16 protein-coding genes are annotated in these 18671 nt (G+C 46.6%); 11 read left to right on the top strand and 5 right to left on the bottom strand.

The genetic code is table 11. From position 1 onward, the window contains the following. Positions 1–245: 245 nt before the first annotated feature. Positions 246–2963 (bottom strand): HAD-IC family P-type ATPase, encoded by a 2718-nt coding sequence (locus LHUE1_RS02470; protein ID WP_049171920.1) that lies wholly within the window; start codon positions 2961–2963, stop codon positions 246–248. A gap of 563 nt (positions 2964–3526) precedes the next feature. Between LHUE1_RS02470 and LHUE1_RS02465 the strand changes: the two genes are divergently transcribed. From LHUE1_RS02465 to LHUE1_RS02450, 4 genes are all read left to right on the top strand, one after another. Further along, the gene (locus LHUE1_RS02465; protein ID WP_049171922.1) at positions 3527–5134 is read left to right on the top strand and encodes an Nramp family divalent metal transporter; all 1608 of its coding nucleotides are present in this window, start codon (positions 3527–3529) and stop codon (positions 5132–5134) included. 343 nt (positions 5135–5477) lie between these two features. Further along, the gene (locus LHUE1_RS02460; protein ID WP_049171959.1) at positions 5478–6233 is read left to right on the top strand and encodes a hypothetical protein; all 756 of its coding nucleotides are present in this window, start codon (positions 5478–5480) and stop codon (positions 6231–6233) included. 150 nt (positions 6234–6383) lie between these two features. Continuing rightward, positions 6384–7760, top strand: a complete 1377-nt coding sequence (locus LHUE1_RS02455) for a class II fumarate hydratase (protein WP_049171926.1) — start codon at positions 6384–6386, stop codon at positions 7758–7760. A gap of 51 nt (positions 7761–7811) precedes the next feature. Further along, on the top strand, positions 7812–8129 hold the full coding sequence (locus LHUE1_RS02450; protein WP_010492411.1) for an SHOCT domain-containing protein: 318 nt from the start codon (positions 7812–7814) through the stop codon (positions 8127–8129). A gap of 11 nt (positions 8130–8140) precedes the next feature. On the opposite strand, the gene LHUE1_RS02445 is transcribed toward LHUE1_RS02450, so the two are convergent. Beyond that, positions 8141–9286 (bottom strand): NADH-dependent flavin oxidoreductase, encoded by a 1146-nt coding sequence (locus LHUE1_RS02445; protein WP_049171928.1) that lies wholly within the window; start codon positions 9284–9286, stop codon positions 8141–8143. 34 nt (positions 9287–9320) lie between these two features. Continuing rightward, the gene (locus LHUE1_RS02440; protein ID WP_047105472.1) at positions 9321–10052 is read right to left on the bottom strand and encodes an SDR family oxidoreductase; all 732 of its coding nucleotides are present in this window, start codon (positions 10050–10052) and stop codon (positions 9321–9323) included. Between the two features lie 215 nt (positions 10053–10267). On the opposite strand from LHUE1_RS02440, the gene LHUE1_RS02435 reads away from it, so the two are divergent. Next, positions 10268–11221 (top strand): aldo/keto reductase, encoded by a 954-nt coding sequence (locus tag LHUE1_RS02435; protein WP_010492394.1) that lies wholly within the window; start codon positions 10268–10270, stop codon positions 11219–11221. A gap of 192 nt (positions 11222–11413) precedes the next feature. On the opposite strand, the gene LHUE1_RS02430 is transcribed toward LHUE1_RS02435, so the two are convergent. Beyond that, positions 11414–11590, bottom strand: a complete 177-nt coding sequence (locus LHUE1_RS02430; protein WP_160312074.1) for a hypothetical protein — start codon at positions 11588–11590, stop codon at positions 11414–11416. A 303-nt stretch (positions 11591–11893) separates the two neighbouring features. On the opposite strand from LHUE1_RS02430, the gene LHUE1_RS02425 reads away from it, so the two are divergent. The 6 genes from LHUE1_RS02425 (at position 11894) to LHUE1_RS02400 (ending at position 16616) form a co-directional block, all read left to right on the top strand. Continuing rightward, on the top strand, positions 11894–12232 hold the full coding sequence (locus LHUE1_RS02425; protein ID WP_049171931.1) for a bacteriocin immunity protein: 339 nt from the start codon (positions 11894–11896) through the stop codon (positions 12230–12232). 179 nt (positions 12233–12411) lie between these two features. Continuing rightward, entirely contained in the window at positions 12412–13851 is a 1440-nt protein-coding gene (locus LHUE1_RS02420; protein ID WP_049171933.1) for an MFS transporter, read from the top strand. Between the two features lie 55 nt (positions 13852–13906). Next, the gene (locus tag LHUE1_RS02415; RefSeq protein ID WP_049171935.1) at positions 13907–14350 is read left to right on the top strand and encodes an RrF2 family transcriptional regulator; all 444 of its coding nucleotides are present in this window, start codon (positions 13907–13909) and stop codon (positions 14348–14350) included. Positions 14351–14639: 289 nt separating this feature from the next. Beyond that, complete coding sequence (locus tag LHUE1_RS02410; RefSeq protein ID WP_049171937.1) at positions 14640–15470, top strand: alpha/beta hydrolase; 831 nt, start codon at positions 14640–14642, stop codon at positions 15468–15470. A gap of 232 nt (positions 15471–15702) precedes the next feature. Continuing rightward, positions 15703–16251, top strand: a complete 549-nt coding sequence (locus LHUE1_RS02405; protein WP_049171939.1) for a PedC/BrcD family bacteriocin maturation disulfide isomerase — start codon at positions 15703–15705, stop codon at positions 16249–16251. Positions 16252–16445: 194 nt separating this feature from the next. Next, positions 16446–16616 (top strand): bacteriocin class II family protein, encoded by a 171-nt coding sequence (locus LHUE1_RS02400; RefSeq protein ID WP_049171943.1) that lies wholly within the window; start codon positions 16446–16448, stop codon positions 16614–16616. 270 nt (positions 16617–16886) lie between these two features. On the opposite strand, the gene LHUE1_RS02395 is transcribed toward LHUE1_RS02400, so the two are convergent. Continuing rightward, on the bottom strand, positions 16887–17645 hold the full coding sequence (locus LHUE1_RS02395) for a response regulator transcription factor (protein ID WP_049171945.1): 759 nt from the start codon (positions 17643–17645) through the stop codon (positions 16887–16889). Between the last annotated feature and the right edge of the window lie 1026 nt (positions 17646–18671).

Raw genomic sequence — 18671 nt, 5'->3', positions numbered from 1 at the left:
ATTTTTATTTAAAAGGCCGAATTTAGGATTGCCTGAAATATTTTTCGGCAACACGATGCGGATGTACTCAACTTCGTCACTGGCACTGAAAAGAAAGAAACACTCAAAAAACCCGTCAAGTCGGGGGATAATTAACCAACTCGGCGGGTTTTCTGAATACGCATAAGGTTTGTTAGGGAAACCTTACTTATATTATTACCATTGTTATCGCAAAAAGAAAAGAAAAAGTTTAGGTCAACCAAACATTATTCATTGGTTTTGGAAACAGAAGGAAAGGCACCGTGGCCATGTAGCCGGTCCCAACGGATGCGAATGATTTTGTCGATTTCCGTGACGATCAGGATAATGGATCCCGCCGCAACTGCCAAGCCCCATTCCCGCCAAGACATAGACGCGGTTTGGAAAATATCCTGCATAAACGGTACGTAAGTCAAGAAGCATTGAAGAGCCAACATGACCGCGATGATGACAAACGCCATAGGGTTACTGAAGAAGTTCTTGGAAAGCGCCAAAGTGTTTGTGCGGATGTTGAAGAGGTAGAAGATTTTACCTAAGACAATCATGTTGACCATCATGGTGCTGGCAGTCACGCGGTCGGTCAAATGGTTGGCAGTCAACCAATCAAACGCCCACAGCCCGATACCAGCGATCATCATGGCGACATACGCAATCTGGAAAACATCGTGCTTGTGCATCATCGAAGCGTTCTTCTTTCGCGGCGGACGATCCATCGTGCCGGCTTCGGCGGGTTCGAAGATGAAGGCAAACTGGATGGTAATCGCGCTGACCATGTTAATCCACAATAGTTGGCTGGCACGCAATGGCATGGCTTGTTGCGTCAGAATGGTGAACACGATCACCAAGCCTTCTGCAAACGATGTCGGCAGCAGAAACAAAATACTTTTCTTGATATTTTGGTAAATCCGGCGGCCTTGGGCGATCGCCGTTTCCATGCGGGCAAAGCGATCGTCGGTCAGAACCATGTCGGCCGCATCTTTGGCGACATCGGTTCCGGATTGGCCCATAGCAACGCCGACATCTGACTTTTTGAGGGCCGGTGCATCATTGACGCCGTCGCCAACCATGGCGGTGACGTTGCCGGCATCCTGTAAGGCGGTCACAATCGTTAGTTTATCTTTTGGCGTGGTTCGCGCAAAAACATCGGTGTCCAAAATGGCCTGTTGCCGCTGATCATCTGATAGTGCGGCTAACTGGGCGCCAGTCATGGCTTTCGGGGAATCGGCCATGTCCAGTTTCTGCGCAATCGCGAGCGCCGTTTCCGGGTGATCACCGGTGATCATTTTGACTTTAACGCCCGCACGCCGCATTTGCTTAATCGCCGAAATGACCGATTCACGCGGTGGATCAATGATCGCAGTGAGCCCCAGAAAATCGAGCCCTTGGTTTAATAGCGCTGGCGTAATTTCGGTTGTGTCAGGCGCGACGACACTTTCGGCAACGGCAATGACACGCTGGCCTTGGACACTGAACTGACTGGTTAACTTTAAATAATGGTCGGTGTCAAAATCCGGATGAGCAATTGCCACTAAGGGCAGCAGCTTGTCTGGGGATCCTTTAACGAATAAGCGGGTTTTCCCGTCAGCACACTTTGCCAACTTGGCCATATAGCGATTGTTGGAATCAAACGGCATTAAATCGCGTTCGGTGTTGTCCGGATCCTTTTTAAAGACTTTGTAATAGGCAGTGAGAAAAGCGCCATCAGTGGGCTCGCCGTTGATCACATACCGGCCGTCTTCTTGATGCAGCTCGGTGTCGTTCGCTTCAAAACCGGCCGTCAACAAAGCAATTAAATCTGGATGGGCGGTTGGCTCAATCGGTTTGCCTGCAAGGGTAAAGGTTCCTTTCGGCGTGTAACCCGAACCGCTGACCTCATAGGTAGCCTTTGGCGTGACAACGGTGGTAATGGTCATCTCGTTTTTGGTCAGCGTACCGGTCTTGTCAGTACAGATGACATCAACGGAGCCTAAAGTTTCGGCAGCCGGTAAGGTTTTGACGATGACGTGCTGCTTTTTGGCCATGTTGGAAACGCCCATAGCCAAGATGACGGAGGTGGTGGCCGGCAAGCCTTCTGGCATCGAGCCGACGACCATCGTGACAATGGCGAGTGCCAACACAGGCAGACTGTACTTACCGATGATCAGGCCGAAAATGAACAACAGAACTGCCGCGGCGATAATCGCGTATGAAATGCCTTTCCCGATGCCGTCAATTTCACGCATCATCGGGGAGCGGCCCTTGCGAACATCGGAGACGGCTTGGGAGATTTTACCGAATTCCGTGTCGTGGCCAGTGGCGACCACGATCCCGATGCCGCTACCACCTGCAACGGCTGTCGAAGCAAAAGCCATATTGCTTTGATCGGCAAGCGGCGTATCAGCCGGCAGCGTGGCGGTTGTCTTAATGACAGAATTAGCCTCACCGGTCAAAACAGCCTCTTGAATGGTGAGGTTATCGATATCAACGAGGCGCAAGTCGGCAGGTACATTGTCGCCGGCTTCTAGAAACACGACATCACCAACTACCAAATCCGCGCTGGGGATGTCGAGGCGTTCACCGTCCCGATAGACAGTGGCTTCAGGCGTCAGCATTTTTTTGATTTTCTCAAGCGAATCGCTGGCATTGCTTTCCTGATAGTAGCCGATGATCGCGTTGACGATAATCACCAAAACAATGACTGAAGTATCGGTGACATCACCAATAATCGTGGTCAAAATTGCGGCAATCATCAGAATATAAATGATCAGGTTGTTAAACTGTCGCAGAAAAATCAGCCATTTGGGTGTCGGATGCGATTCAATGGCGTTCGGACCATTAACTTTTAAACGTTCAGCGGCCTCAGCTTTGGAGAGACCGTGGTCAAGGGATGGGACCTGCAACTGTTGCTGCAGATCCTTGATACTGTGTGCTGTGGCGGGCGGTTGCGCGTCAGGAACTTCTTCCATACGTAATTCCTCATTTCGTGATATAAATTTTCTGTTACTATCCTTATCATATGGGATGCCTAAACCTGATGCAATAAATTTGTATAACTGATTTAATACGCAGGAAAATTTTCACATTTTCCAAGTTTTAAAAAAAGGTCACGGTGAAATTGAAAAAAGTTTTCTGAAAGCAAGCTGGACAAGGGAAAACTGCGAAATGCCCATGCGCCGGCATTCTTGCACCAGCATTATTAAATTAACTAATCACAATTTGTTCACTGAAAATACAAATTATTTTCATGAAACGGTTGACGATATCAGCTTCAAGGCATATTCTATTAGAGGATTAAGTTAGGGAGACCTAAAAGGCCTTGTTCCCCAGGGACTTAACTTTTTTCAGAGCGTGAACCAGCCCGGTTAGAACCCGGAGTGTAAGTGGCCTTTGGCTTAAATGGCTGGGCTTTGGCCATTTAAGCCAAAGGTCCTTAAACGGAGGTTTCTGGGCTGGTGAACGCGTCTACAAAAAGCACTTACCGGCGCAATCTCCTGCACCAGCAAGCGACTTCAAGAGGGGGAGACATATTGTGAGTGATGATCACAAGAAGAAACATTCCATGAAGCTCATCCAATACGCGAATGGGCCATCATTGGAAGAAATTAACGGTACTGTCGAGGTACCGCACGGGAAAGGCTTTTGGCGCACGCTATTTGCTTATTCCGGGCCAGGGGCGCTGGTTGCCGTTGGTTACATGGATCCAGGTAATTGGTCCACTTCCATTACCGGGGGACAAAACTTTCAGTACCTATTGATTTCCGTTATCCTAATGTCAAGTTTGATTGCGATGTTGCTGCAATACATGGCAGCTAAACTTGGCATTGTGAGTCAAATGGATCTTGCCCAGGCGATTCGGGCAAGAACTTCGAAGACATTAGGGATTGTCTTATGGATTCTGACAGAGTTAGCGATCATGGCGACTGATATTGCTGAAGTTATCGGTGCCGCCATCGCGCTTTATCTTTTGTTCCACATTCCGCTAGTCATTTCGGTGCTGATTACGGTGCTCGATGTCTTGGTATTACTGTTACTGACCAAGATTGGGTTCCGCAAAATCGAAGCCATTGTTGTTGCACTTATTCTTGTCATCCTGTTCGTGTTCATTTATCAAGTGGCTTTATCGGACCCGAACATGGGGGCGCTGCTAAAAGGTTTCATTCCGACAAGCGAAACTTTCGCCAACTCACCTTCAGTGAATGGCATGAGCCCAATTCAAGGGGCGTTGGGCATTATTGGTGCGACGGTTATGCCGCATAACCTGTATCTGCACAGCGCGATTTCCCAGACACGGAAAATCGATCACCACGACCCAGATGATGTGGCCCAAGCGGTTAAGTTCTCCGCATGGGATTCCAATATCCAGTTATCATTTGCGTTCGTTGTTAACTGCTTGCTGCTGGTTATGGGGGTTGCGGTCTTCAAGAGCGGTGCGGTTAAAGATCCTTCCTTCTTCGGTTTGTTTGAAGCATTGTCAGATTCCTCGACCCTCAGCAATGGGGTTCTGATTGCCGTTGCCAAGTCCGGTATTTTGTCCATCCTGTTTGCGGTTGCGTTGTTGGCATCAGGCCAAAATTCAACTATTACCGGTACGTTAACGGGGCAGGTTATCATGGAAGGTTTCATTCACATGAAAATGCCGTTGTGGGCACGCCGCCTGGTGACCCGGATTATCTCCGTCATTCCAGTTATTGTCTGCGTTATGTTGACTGCCAGAGAAACACCGATTCAGCAACATGAGGCGCTGAACACATTGATGAATAACTCGCAGGTCTTCCTGGCCTTCGCGCTACCGTTCTCAATGTTGCCACTGTTAATGTTTACCAATAGTAAAGTCGAAATGGGTGATCGGTTTAAGAACACTGGCTGGGTCAAAGTGCTTGGCTGGATCTCCGTTCTCGGCTTGACCTATCTGAACCTTAAAGGCCTGCCAGATTCAATCGCCGGATTCTTCGGTGACCATCCAACGGCTACGCAAACTACCATTGCGAACGACATCGCGTATGCTCTGATTGTTGCGGTGCTTGCTTTGTTAGCTTGGACTGTCTGGGATCTTTACAAAGGGAACAAGCGTTATGAAGCACATCTGGAAGCTGTAGCCGATGCAAAAGAGGCGAAGGCAAGTGATGACGTACAATAATCTCGTTGCATCTTTGGTGATGAGTTGCGATGGAATTGAAGAGTCAGTAGGTTACGATCCGTGGCTATTTGCCATTCTCGGATTGGAACATACACGAACCCAAGTCCATGCGCATGAACGTGTTTAATCGACCTGATCATGGCACTTGGTCGTGATGGTTAAAGCCCGGCCATTTCGTTCAAGGCCGCACACTCCAAATTCTAATCGGGTGGGTTGATACGTTAACGCCAAAAGATCGTTGAGATAGTTGTTAAGCATTGTTGTATATTCAAAAAGCCGCCTTGATCAGCTCAACGTGATCAGGGCGGCTTTTTGAATGATGCAGGATGAAAGTGGGGATGGAATGGAATCGTCGAAAGAATTAGGGAATGATGTTGAAACAGACGAAGGGACAGCTATGTTGTCGCAACACGCAACGGATTTGCTGATTGGGTTGATGTATGCTGATCATCTCGATGTGGAGAGTAGTTACGAACAGCGTACGATTTTTCGTGGTGGCAAGGATTTTTTTGCTACCTTTGCGCCACTGACAGGGATCAAAAATCGCACCACCTTAAAAAGAGCGCGGTGGGAGCTTCAGGCTTGTGGGGCGTTGCTTTCGGATCAACAGCAAACTCACAAGCACTACCACTTAGCGCAAACGCCTTGGCAGATTTTCAAGCAATTTAACGGCATCATGGCGTCACCGGTGCGGGCCAGCCGAACCTATGATGCTGGCACGTTTGCCGAATTATTGAAGTTGAGCGGGGTGGATCGCAAGAATTTTCCGCTTCATACAGAAGGTGTAGTCATGCTGCAAGCCGCAACATTTGGCAGCGACCAGCCACTCATGTACGCCGTTTCGCAATCAGCTTATGACCGCTTGTTGAAAGCCGAATTAGCGCTCAAAATTGCGGGTTCGACACCGGATCATCCTGATCGCCGCTTAGTCAGCATCCAAACCTGGTCAACCGACCCAGCCCTGGTCAGCCGCTGGTTGCACGCCGGAATGCCAACGCCGCAAGCTGATCCGCTTCACTATTACTTATCGGTTTTATCCTCGTCTTCCGTTGAATTGAAAAAAGATGCCGCCCAGCTCGTTGCGGCACTATTACACTGAAATTATTTAGAAAAGTACGCCTGAAGTCTGGAAAAATCAGCTTCTGCGGCGCACTTTTTTGCTTCCTAGGGTTCGCTTGGTTGGCGGATCGTGTAAAATAGGACTATCAATCTCGCGACAGGCATGGTGGCGATGCAGACGGAGGCAAGGATGACAAAAACACGCACCGAATCAGATACACTAGGACCAGTTGAAATTCCGGAGACTGCTTTGTGGGGGCCGCAAACCGAGCGTAGCCGGCACAATTTTCAAGCGGGTCCGCTGATGCCGCTGGCGGTGATCAAAGCGTTGCTGCAGATCAAAAAGGCGGCAGCGCGCGCCAATGTGGCGGCCGACGTTTTGCCTGCGCCTAAGGGTCAACTCATTACCCGCGCGGTGGATACGCTGCTGGCCTTGCCGGATAGCCAGTTACGCCAGGACTTTCCGTTGCATGTTTACCAAACCGGTTCCGGTACGCAGACGAATATGAATGTGAATGAGGTTGTCAGTCATCAGGCAGCAAAGCTCAATCCCGATTTGCCGATTTTGCCTAACGACGATGTAAACCGCAGCCAAAGTTCCAACGATACCTTTCCAACGGCCATGAACATCACGGCAGCCTTGGCTGTGGATGAATTGTTGAAGGCAGTGGCCGAATTACACGCAGCTCTACAAACAAAGGCCGAAACATATGCCAAAACGGTTAAAATCGGTCGCACCCACCTGCAAGATGCAACGCCAATGACGTTTGGCCAGGAAGTCAGCGGATGGGCGGCCATGCTGGACCACGATCAGGCGGCAATCAAGCAACTGCAGCCGGCACTTTTTCGGTTAGCCATTGGCGGCACGGCGGTGGGAACGGGACTAAATGCAGCGCCGAACTTTGGCCGAATCGTTGCTGGCCGGTTGAGCGATGTTTATGGGTTGCCGTTGACGGCGCAGACCAATAAATTTGCGGCTTTGGCGGCGCATTCCGAAATCAGTCTGGTTCATGGCGGCATCAGAACTTTGGCTGCTGACTTGTTGAAAATTGCTAACGACATTCGGTTTCTGGCCAGTGGTCCGCGTGCAGGCTATGGGGAGCTGACCATTCCGGCCAATGAACCAGGCAGCTCGATCATGCCAGGCAAGGTGAATCCAACCCAGGCCGAGGCGTTGACCATGGCGGCTGTGCGCGTGTTGGGCAACGACGCCACCATTGCCGTCGCGGCTTCCCAAGGCAACTTCGAACTGAATGTTTATAAACCGGTAATCATCAGCACCTTCCTTGAATCAACCACGCTGCTCACCCAAACCGTGACGAGTTTTACGACCAAGCTGGTAGATCAGCTAACCGTGAATGAACCGCGAATGAAGGCACTGGTGGCGCACTCGCTGATGACAGTAACGGCCCTCACGCCACACATTGGGTATGAAAAAAGCGCCGAAATTGCGCAACTAGCTGAACGCGAAGGGACCGATCTCGAAACTGCCGCACTTAAGTCAGGTTATGTCACTAGCGCCCAGTTCGATGCTTGGGTGGATCCTGCAAAAATGACCGGTATCTGATCCGGATCATGACGATTGCAACGATTACTAGCGGCACATATGGAGGACAATATGAAAAATCAAAAAATGGGTTGCGCAGGCCTTTTTGCCATTCTGGTCGTCATCGCCATTCTGATTCAATTTTGGTACATTGTTTTGGCCATCGTTGTTTTAGGCGTCGCGCTTTACTTGTACTACCACCGCAAGCAGCAGGAAGCGGCAGCCCAGGCAGCCAAAACGGCTCAGGAACAAGCGGATGAACAGGCGACCATTGCCAAGCTGAAAGCCTATAAGGATCTGCTCGACACTGGGGCGATTACGCAAGACGAATACAACAAGAAAAAAGCCGAGCTATTACGGCTCGACTCGCATGATGAACTTAAATTTTAAATTGCAACGGCTTAATGGTCGTCAGCTAGTGCGGTCGTCAAAGGAACACCCTTGGCGCCGCCGGAAATACTTTCGATGAAGTCAAGGAAAGTCGGGGCAATCCCTAACTCATCAAGATCTTCAGGGGCGATCTGGTAACGGATCGCCTTTTCGTCGTGGGTTAACACTTTTTGAACCCAATGTGGCTCGCGGATCAGCTCGTGGCCGATAGCGACAAGATCAAATGCCTGCGCAGCTTTTTCGGCATCGGCAGGCGTTTTGACATCGCCGACCACGATGATCGGGAAGGCACCGGCAACGTGATCCCGAATGACTTCGTTCACAATTGCGGGGTTATTCGGCTGACGCAGCGAAGTTCGCCAGACATCGGATTGTGAAACATGCAGATAATCAATCTTGGTGGTTTTCAAGGCGTCAATAAGGGCGAGCGTATCATCCAACGTAATGCCCGGCTCTTCCAATTCCTCGGGTGAAATCCGGTAGCCCAGCAAAAATGGCCGATCAGCGGTTGCCGCAATCACTTTTTCGGCTTCATGAACAACAGCCAACGGGAAGCGCATCCGCTTGTCCCGATTGCCGCCCCATTCATCGGTTCGCCGGTTAGAGTGCGGGGAAAAGAATTGCTGAATCAGATACGTGTTGGCACCATGCAATTCCACGCCATCAAATCCGGCGAGAATCGCGCGCCGCACCGCCTGACCAAAATCATGAATCGTTGCTTCGATCTCGGCAGTCGTGAGTGCGCGCGGCGTTTCATAACCGGGACGTGGGGCGGCGACGGCACTGGCGCTGACCGGTTGCTCGCCGCGCAAAATCTTGCTGCTGCTCATGCGGCCGGCACTGAAAATCTGCAGAACCGCCTTGGTGCCACCGGTTTTCATGGCAGCGGCCAGTTTACTGAGACCGGGAATGAACCGATCGTCCGCAACACTTAATTCGCCTTCAAAGCCTTTACCCAGCGGATTAACGTTGGCGGTTCCGGTAATAAAAAGCCCCACACCGCCAGCGCGTTCTTGGTAGTAGCGAATTTCATCACTGGTGACCGTGCCATCTTCAAACGAAAGGCGCGTGGTCATCGGTGGGATCACAATCCGATTTTTCAACTGGATTGCTTGATGTTTAAAAGTGAATGGTTTCAAAAAAGAATACTCTGACATTTAAAGCTCCTTTTGCAAAAGACAAGGGTACGGGTTAACGCTGTTGGGTAACTGGGCGCATCAGAACCTCGTTAACGGCAACGTTGGCCGGCTGATCAATGGCGTACAAAACCGCATTGGCGACATCGGTTGCACTGAGGCCGTTATTCTTTTCATCGGACTCAACTGCTTCGCGCCGTTTAGGATCACTGATGGTGCTGAACAGCTCGGTGTTAACAGCACCTGGGGAGATCATCGTCGTTTTGATATGGTTGGCAGCCTGCTCTTGCCGGAGACCATCCATAATTGCCTGAATCGCCCACTTGGTTCCGGAATAAACTGCGGTTCCGGGATGAACGATGTGGCCGGCAACCGAATCAGTCGTAATAATTTGCCCGCTATGCTGAGCGATCATATGTGGCAAGACGGCGGCGATCCCGTAAAGGACGCCTTTGATGTTGACGTCGATCATCCGCTCCCATTCATTGACCTTCAACTCAGAAAGTTCCGACAGCGGCATGAGGCCGGCATTGTTATACAGCACATCGACGTGGCCAAAGGTGTTGATGGCCAAATCAACTAAGGCTTTAACTTGTTGCTGATCGGTGACATCGGTTGCTTGATAACGAACTTGATCGCCAAAAGGCTTAGCCAATTCGGCGAGCCGCTCCGTGCGCCGTGCACCAATCACCAATTTCGCACCGGCTTGCGCCAATACTTGCGTGGTCGCGGCACCAATACCGCTGGATGCACCGGTAATAACAACGACTTTATCTTTAACAGTCATGAAAATTGACCTCCTAATAAGGGACTTTTGCTGATAAAAAATAAGTGACTATATATTTAAATTACCGCGCGAAAAAGATGATGACAAGTCGTTATATTGAAATTCTAATAATGGCTTGACCTCAAGTGGACTTTAGGGGCTAAACTAGAGGCGGTTACGGTTGTGATAGATGATATCACGATGGTTAAGTTTGCATTGAAAGGGGTTTTTAAGACATGAAACAAGTGCGATTAGGCGGTTCTAACTGGCAGGCTTCAAGCGTGGCACTGGGCATCATGCGCATGAATGTACTTTCGCCGGAAAAAGCTGCGATCGTTTTAGACAGTGCGTATAATGACGGCATTAACTTTATTGATTCCGCGGATATTTATGGTCAAGGCAAGTCGGAAGAAGTTTTCGGTGAAGCCTTGAAGCAATCCGGTGTTAACCGCGATCAACTCTATATTCAGTCGAAGATCGGTATCGTGGTTGACCCAGATCGTTCACACGGCAGTCTTGTTTTTGGCCGGCGCTATGACTTTTCAAAGGAACACTTGCTGGGCGCAGTTGATAAGATCTTGGAGCGCCTGCAAATCGACTATCTCGATTCAGTGTTATTGCACCGGCCGGATCCATTAATGGAAGTGGACGATGTGGCGGCGGCATTTGACGAGTTGCAGCAAAGCGGCAAAGTTCGTCACTTCGGCGTTTCAAACTTTAATCCCGAGCAAATTGCCTTACTACAAAGTGGCATTCACCAGCATCTGTTAATCGACCAAGTGCAATTCTCGGTCGCTCATACTGGCATGGTCAACGCAGGCATGCACACGAACATGGAAGACGATCGGTCCATCGACCATGATGGCAGTCTGTTGCCTTATCTCCAGCGCAAACAGATGACATTACAGGCATGGTCACCGTTCCAATACGGAATGTTTGAAGGCACCTTCATCGACAGCCCGAAGTTCAAGGATCTGAACGATGAACTGCAAAAAGTCGCCGACCACTACCACACCAATAAAAATGCCATCGCCGTTGCCTGGCTCTTACGCCATCCGGTTGGTGTCCAGGTTATCCTCGGCTCCATGAATCCTGAGCATATTAAGGAAAGTGCAGCTGGCGCGGACATCACGCTGACGCGGCAAGAGTGGTACAACATTTACTTTGCGGCAGGCAATGATTTGCCGTAAACATCAGCTAGCGTGTTAAGGGCACGCAACTGAAGTATTTTAATTTTACGTGGCTCGTTAAAAAGTCCGACAAAATTTGACTAAATGTCAAAATCTTGTCGGACTTTTTGGTTCGTTGGAATCCCTTAGCAAAATGGAAATTTGCAACCGTACATCAATTCTTACGCGGCAAAAAGCTATGCGTTGATCTTTTCATTCTTCATCGATTGATGAGACAAAATATGAAATCAGGGCTGATAACAATAGCATCGGGACGACAAAATCAGATGAAGGCAGCCATTTGAACGCGGCAGCAACGATATACAGCACCAAGGAAATGGCGCTGATCCATGTAATCACTCTTAGTACCATATCTGCGGTTATGATCATTTGAAAGTTCCTCCAGACTTCTTTACACCCAGTATACGATGACAGCATGACTTCGGGAATCAAAAAATTTTAACGTAGGTAATTTGGCAATTTTCGTCGTCTGAGGTTTTTAAAATGGTAAATGACGACGAAAAAAGGAGATTTTACTGCGTTAAAAAAAGTTAATATCTCGTGCCTACTTAAGAGCGCTGAGGTTGGACTTTCAATCATTAACTTCCCGGAGCATCCTATGGGTACTTGGAAAGTAGACAAGATTTCAGAAGAGTGAAATTACGCAAGCCGATTTTCGTGAGGAAGTGCAAGATGCCAGACAAACGTGAAACCTTATTAGACTTGTTAAGCAAGGCTTATTCGAGTCCAACGATCAAAGCACAGGCAGATTTACAGGCGCTAATCAAAATCAATGCCAAGAAACTTGATGAAGGCGATGATGACAAAGCTTATGTGACTGCGGTGACCCAGTTGTCCCACGATATTTCAATGTATTATCTCATTCATCATACGATGCCAAAAGAGCTGGTGGACATTTTCAACTTCATTAAGAAAGATGTCGCCATAAGCGAGGCTGACGCCGCCCGTTATCGAAAACAGGCGCTGGCAGCAGGATTAGGTGCCATGCCGATTGTTTGGGGTGGTCATTAATACTGGTGTGAGATCCGGGGTAAACTGACTGGGGAATCGTTGAAAATGACAACCTTACCCAAATAAATCATTGCTGCAACTGGCCGTGGAGCAGTCTACGGCTATTTTTATACAAAAAAAAATTGCAATATTAGTATATACGGAATATACTAATTGAACCAAGGAAGGGAGAATCGCATATGAATAAAACAGAAGACAAAGAGGTTGCGGCTGCAGATAGGCTGGTAGCTGATGAATCACTTGAAGATACGGACTTGACTGAATCCAAGCCGATTAAAACTAACATCATGTCGATCACACAGCGTATCATTTTAGGACTGGCGCTGATCGGTGCTTTTCTTGGGGTGCTTGATACCTCGATTGTTTATACAGGAACGGTTAAGATGGCGGCACAATTACAGTTGAATGCCAATGCCTTGTCATGGGTGCAGGTTGCATATGCCTTGACTTATGCGGGGTTCATGCTTGTAGGCGGGAAATTAGGCGATATTTATGGACGTAAACCGCTTTTTATTGCAAGCTTAATCATTTTTGGCATTGGTAGTCTTGTTGTCGGAGCGGCAACCAATGCGCCGATCATGATCGGTTTTCGCGCGATTCAAGGGATTGGTGCCGCAGTACTTGCTCCGAATTGTCTCGCGCTCTTAACCGATACCTTTCAAGGAAAAGCACGCCAGCGGGCAATTGGCTATTATGCGTCTGTCATTGGCGCCGGCGCAGCAGTCGGTTTGGTGATCGGTGGTTTTTTTGCCACTTTTGCTTCATGGCGGGTCGGTTTTTACATTAACGGACCGATTGCGTTGCTGATGGTGATTATTGCAGCGCGGTATTTGCCTAGTGCTAAGCGCCAAACCGGGAAGATTGACTGGATTGGCACAATTTTATCAGTTTTGGCGATGACCTCGATTTCATATGGTCTTGATGGCAGTCCTTGGCCAGTAATGACATTGTTGATTTCATTGGTGTTATGGGGCGCATTTATTATCAGTCAAGGACGCGTTGCCCATCCGACAATGCCACTGGAGATTTTTACGGATAAGGAACGGATGGCATCCTATGTCAGTTCACTGTTATTTAGTGCCGCGGCGATCGGCTTTTGGTTCTATACGCCGCAGTTTATGCAAAAAGCGCTTGGACTGACACCGTTCATGACAGCGCTTGGTATGGTGCCAATGGCAATTTTACTGTTTATTGTGGCAGTCCGGGCCCGAACATTCGTCGATCGCTGGCATAATTCGAGTGTCATGCTTTTCGGATTCGTGGTTGTTTCACTTTCTCTGGCAGAACTCGTAGTTGTCTCACGCTTTGCCAATTATTGGTTACTGTTGCTCGGAACACTGGGATTTGCTGTTGGGTTTGCGCTGGCTTTCGCGACATTAGCCACCTCAGGCTTAGCTAGAATTCGGCCGCAGATATCAGGTGCCGCGTCAGGCGTCTACAACACAGCGCGTCAATTCGGCGGTGCTTTGGGACTTGCTGTTTTTGCGGCAACGACCGGAAGGCTGACGAATATCGCCGATGTTTTTGGTCAGGCCATGTTAATCGGCGTCGGGATGACCCTTGTCGGCATTGTCCTCGTGCTGACTTTGATCATTCCCGCAGAAAAGCGCAGTGCTTGATCAGATAATTGGTATAATGGAATATACTTAATCGATTAATTGGAGGGTATATTCGATGGCCTTTTCCGTTGCATTTTCGCAAGCGCTCGACATTGCTGCCTATGTCAATGCGAAGTCACAAGATCAGCGTGACCAATATTTATCGATCCAAAAGATTTCCGAAATGTTGAATATCCCGGTGCCCAGCATTAAGAAAATATCGGCAACACTTAAAAAGAATGGCATCTTGAGCTCCAAAACCGGTCTCAATGGTGGACTGCGATTGGCCAAACCTGCTGACGCGATTACCATTTACGATATCTTGATCGCCATTGAAGGCAGAACACCGCTATTTAAAATTCATGAAGCAGTGGATCCAAGTGCTTTTGTCAATGGAACAAGGGTTGAGCGCTGGCTTGATGCTAGCTCAAAGGTATTGAACCAAGCCGAAGAAGCGATGCTGAAGGTGTTAAAAAATACCAGCCTCGCTGATCTGGCTAAGGGCTCAGACCGCGATTAGTCGAAACAAATCGTTACAAATAGCCACTTTATTCAACCCCCCGTACATGTTGGGTTTGGATGAAGTGGCTTTTTCGATCTTATGGCAAATTTAGAAATTGAGGATGGTAAATCTATTTTCAATGAAGACTGTTTAGACGGAATCTGATGAACCGCTTAGAAGTCGGGTTTCAGGAAAGATGGTGCCTTATCAGCGGACGAGGCAAAATAATTAAAAGAAAAAACGTTGCATGATACAATGGTAGTCCAAGTAGTTAATCCCATTGCCTAAGTAGACAAGGAGTAAGACCATGAAGTTTTTCGCTAAAATCGCACTGATTTTTTTCATGATGACGGCTGGTTGGTTTGGACTTCAATCAAATCGCCAATCTTCAGTTGCACAAGGTCAAACAGGTAAGACCAATCAAGTGCCGACTTTATTTGTCCATGGTTTTGGCGGCAGCTATGCCTCGGAAAAAGGGATGATTGACGGGCTTAGTCAGTATGCCGGCTATCAGGAAGTGCTTTATTATCTGATTAAGAGAGATGGCCGGCTGGTGGTTAAGGGGAAATGGCGACCAAACGTGAAGCATCCGTTAATTGCGGTCGTTTTTGAAAGCGGCAATCCGGAAGATGCCTCTGCACTCGGCAAAATTCTCAAACAACTGAAGACTCGTTATGGTGTCAGGTATTTTAACGCGGTTGGCCATTCTGCCGGTTCGCTGGGATGGACATACTGGGCGTCGCAAGCGAATAAGACGGGTATGCCAAGTTTGAAAAAATTTGCGGCCGTTGGTGGCCCTTTCAATGCCATTCCGGGAATGGGAGTCAATAGCGGTAAGACAGTTACCAAAAATTCGAAGGGGCAGCTTCAAAAGATGTCGAAGCAGTATGCCGATTTTTACCGCAACCGCCAGTTTTTCCCAAAAACAGCCAAGGTGCTCAATCTTTTTGGCAATCTTGGTGACGGCTCCGATGGCCGAGTGCCAATTGGCTCGGCCAAGTCACTAAGGTACCTTGTAGCTGATCGGGTCAGAGAATACACGGAACACGAAATCAGGCATCGGGCGCAGCATAGTCAGTTGCATCAGCGGAATAAAGTTGTGAATGCGCATCTTTATAAATTTTTGAATCAGAAATAAGGTTGAGCCGTCAACACAACATGTTCCTTCGAGCTTTACCTGAGATTTGAAACAAGTGGTCTTTATTAGATGATCCACGGGGGAAATGTTTCTTATTAGGAAAGATTTGCAAGAATCAAAGCTTATTTTGGTCTCGATTTGACGTTAATTAGTTAAAATCATACGTTTAAATCTTTTTAATTCATCGCTCTGTTTTCACGGTATTATGAAGACACAGAAAGGTGGTGAATGTATGACTCATGAAGTGAAATGCCCAAAATGTATAACAGGTTTCGTGGCTTTCATTCTCTCCATGACACTCTTGACGACAATAATGAAACCTAATGTTGTTGATGCTAGTAATGTGGGTCAAACAGATGTTTTGGGAAAGCAGTTTGAAACAGATGTTACTGAGACTCAATATGTGTCAAATATCCAGGGTGTCGTCAAAATCGACGGTTGGAAGTTGATTGAATTATTAAAATCAAAAACAAGCTTCTATCTGTTTATAGGTTACAAAGAATGTCCATATTGTCGGGAGTTTTCTAAGGTTCTCAAAGACTTTATCCCTCAAATGGATCGTCCGATCTATTATATTGATTTGGACACTAGTTTAAATGATTTTGAAGGTTCCAAAGAAGCAGTGATGTTAAACATCTTAAATAACCAGATTCATTTTTACGGTACTCCAACTTTTGAATTGCTTATAGATGGGGTTGCAGAAAAAGAGTTTGTCGGATCAGCAACAACTCTAGCTGATCTTCAATATTTAAAAAGAATATCGATGAGCTATGCAAATTGATATGATTCCTAAAGAGTATAGACAACTTTTACCCCTAAATTTGCTTCTATTGATAGGATTTGTCACTCTTGGCAAGTTGTTCTATGCTAATCAAATTCTATCAGCAAACGGCATTCTAATAATTACTGGATTGCTTTTGGTTATTTATGCAGAAATCATCACTTATCGACGACTAAAGAAGAGGAGAAATTAATATGAATGAGTTATTTGTAGAGATGAATACCGAAGAAATGGCGAACATTATGGGTGGAAAGAATTGGGTTAAATGTTATGCGGGAACGATCGGGAGCGCTTTATTAGGAAGCGCTGGCGGACCAGTTGGATATTGGGGTGGAGCAATGGTGGGTTATGCTACTTTTTGCTAATCTTTTCTGAAACGTATTTTTTTGGAAAAAGTTGCTTCACCATTGTGCCAAATGAATAAGAGAAGTTTCATAGTCGCAAGATAATTGCTTAATTGACTGTGAGACTTCTCTGTTTTTGTGGATTTATAAGTTCTTTGATGCAAGTGAATAGAAGTTTTAAAATAGTCTTGACTTAAAGGGTGTCGGTGTTTGAGTGATCAAGGATATTGGTACATAACACGGTGGAGTTGACGAAGTAATATTGATTGACGTGTCCGAAAATACTATGGATTATCGCAACATCTGACGAAGAGCGACCATTTTCCTGAAACTAACTTCAACTTTGTCGTGGTTGTCCATGTAAGCAAATCGTTCTGAGGTGTTTACACTGATGACATGTAAGGGATTGAGAAGAATGCTTTTGTGACAACGAAACAACGTAGGATATTTTAAAGTCAAATCCTTAAGGTTACCAGAGAAAGGTACGGACTCACTTTTTACGTGGAACTCTAACATGCTTGATTTTTCTGGGATTGTTTGTATATAAATTATTTCATTCAATGGAAACGAGAAGACGCTTGAATCCATGCTATAACTAAATAACCTCGGGGACATTAGCTTTCGGGCTCTAAGGCGTTTAAGGGAATATTCAACATTGTCTTGAACGAGTGAATCTACAGGGATCGAACTGTCCTTGGTGATCAGATCCAATGGAGCAATCTTATGCGATAGAATCGTCAATGCTTGCTCAGTGTGACCGGTAACGAAGATGATATCTGCATATAGTGATTTCTTTCTAATGGCAAGTGCAACATCAACACCATCCTTCAATGAATTTGTGAACCCAAAGCCGAGAAAAAATATACTATCGTTTGCAATCCGCTGATCAATATTTGAAATTAATTCATTTGGTGATGTGGTGGCAAGTTCAATTTTGGCGGGCCATTCCTCAAATGAAATGCGACGCTGTAACATCTTATACAAAAATGTAAGATAATCAGGATCATCTTCGAGAATGTAAATATGAAGTACGTTTTGACTCTGCAACATATGCAATCCTCCAGCAAACACAACGGTTGTTAGCTTAATCCGGAAGTAACCTTATGGAACATACTGCTAAACTATTTATTAATAACGACTACGGTTAACATGGAGGTTCGTTGGGCATAATGAGACTTTATAATTAAGCATTGGTCTGGGGTGTTAAAAACCGTATTCATTAAGCGCAGCTATTCGAATACTATAGCAAAGACGGAATTAGCGTTTTAAGACCCTTGAAATAAATTTTTAAAAGGGGACAAAGACTTACTGATCAAAAATATGCTTACAACATTTAACGATGGGCCATTGCCTCTACCCAGTAAATATAATAACACACAAAATAAAAATGAGCATGTATTTAGAACTATTTTAACCATAAAATAGCCTCCATTAGATTAGTGTAGTTATTTATTAACGCTTGCCTATGCTTGAAGTTAGTGCAAGGCCGAAGTTTCAAAGAAAGGTGAATCTTAATATGATTAGGGATCGAAGAGAGCCTATGGCGGTAACCGGTTGAATGGGGAAGGCTGATTGGATGTTAGTGAAGATGGATTTGGCGTGAAAATTTCAGAAGACTAGCGTACTCACAAAGTAAACGCAATGAAAAGCACTTTTTTCGTCGTCTTTTGACGCCTTTAGAAAAGAAGGCAACGAAAAAACGGCAAATTTCAACGTTTAAAATTTGAGAACCTAAAAGTATGCATTAAGTTGTATGTTGTGTGTAGGGAAGCTAGCCTACTAATTTGATTCGAGAGGATCTCGTTGTACTGCATGGCTTCACAGTTTGGGGCTTTTAAGTAGGAGTATCGTCAATCGCAATTAACGGAGAATTTCTATGAAAATAAGAACAGTTAGCATTGTTCTGGTTTGGGCCGTGTTTTTAACCGCAACTATGTGGTTAATGTTAAGTGATTTAAAAGTATTGCCGCGGGTTTCATTAATCGATCGTTACTATTGGCTTTTACTCGTTCTGTTCATCCTTATAGCCGGGACGAATCTGATTAATAGATTAAAGAGATGAGCCGTATGCGAATG

The organism is Lacticaseibacillus huelsenbergensis, from assembly GCF_029726355.1.
Lineage (GTDB): Bacteria > Bacillota > Bacilli > Lactobacillales > Lactobacillaceae > Lacticaseibacillus > Lacticaseibacillus casei.
The sequence above is the reverse complement of the archived record's forward strand: the minus strand, read 5'-3'. Positions and strand labels throughout refer to the sequence as shown.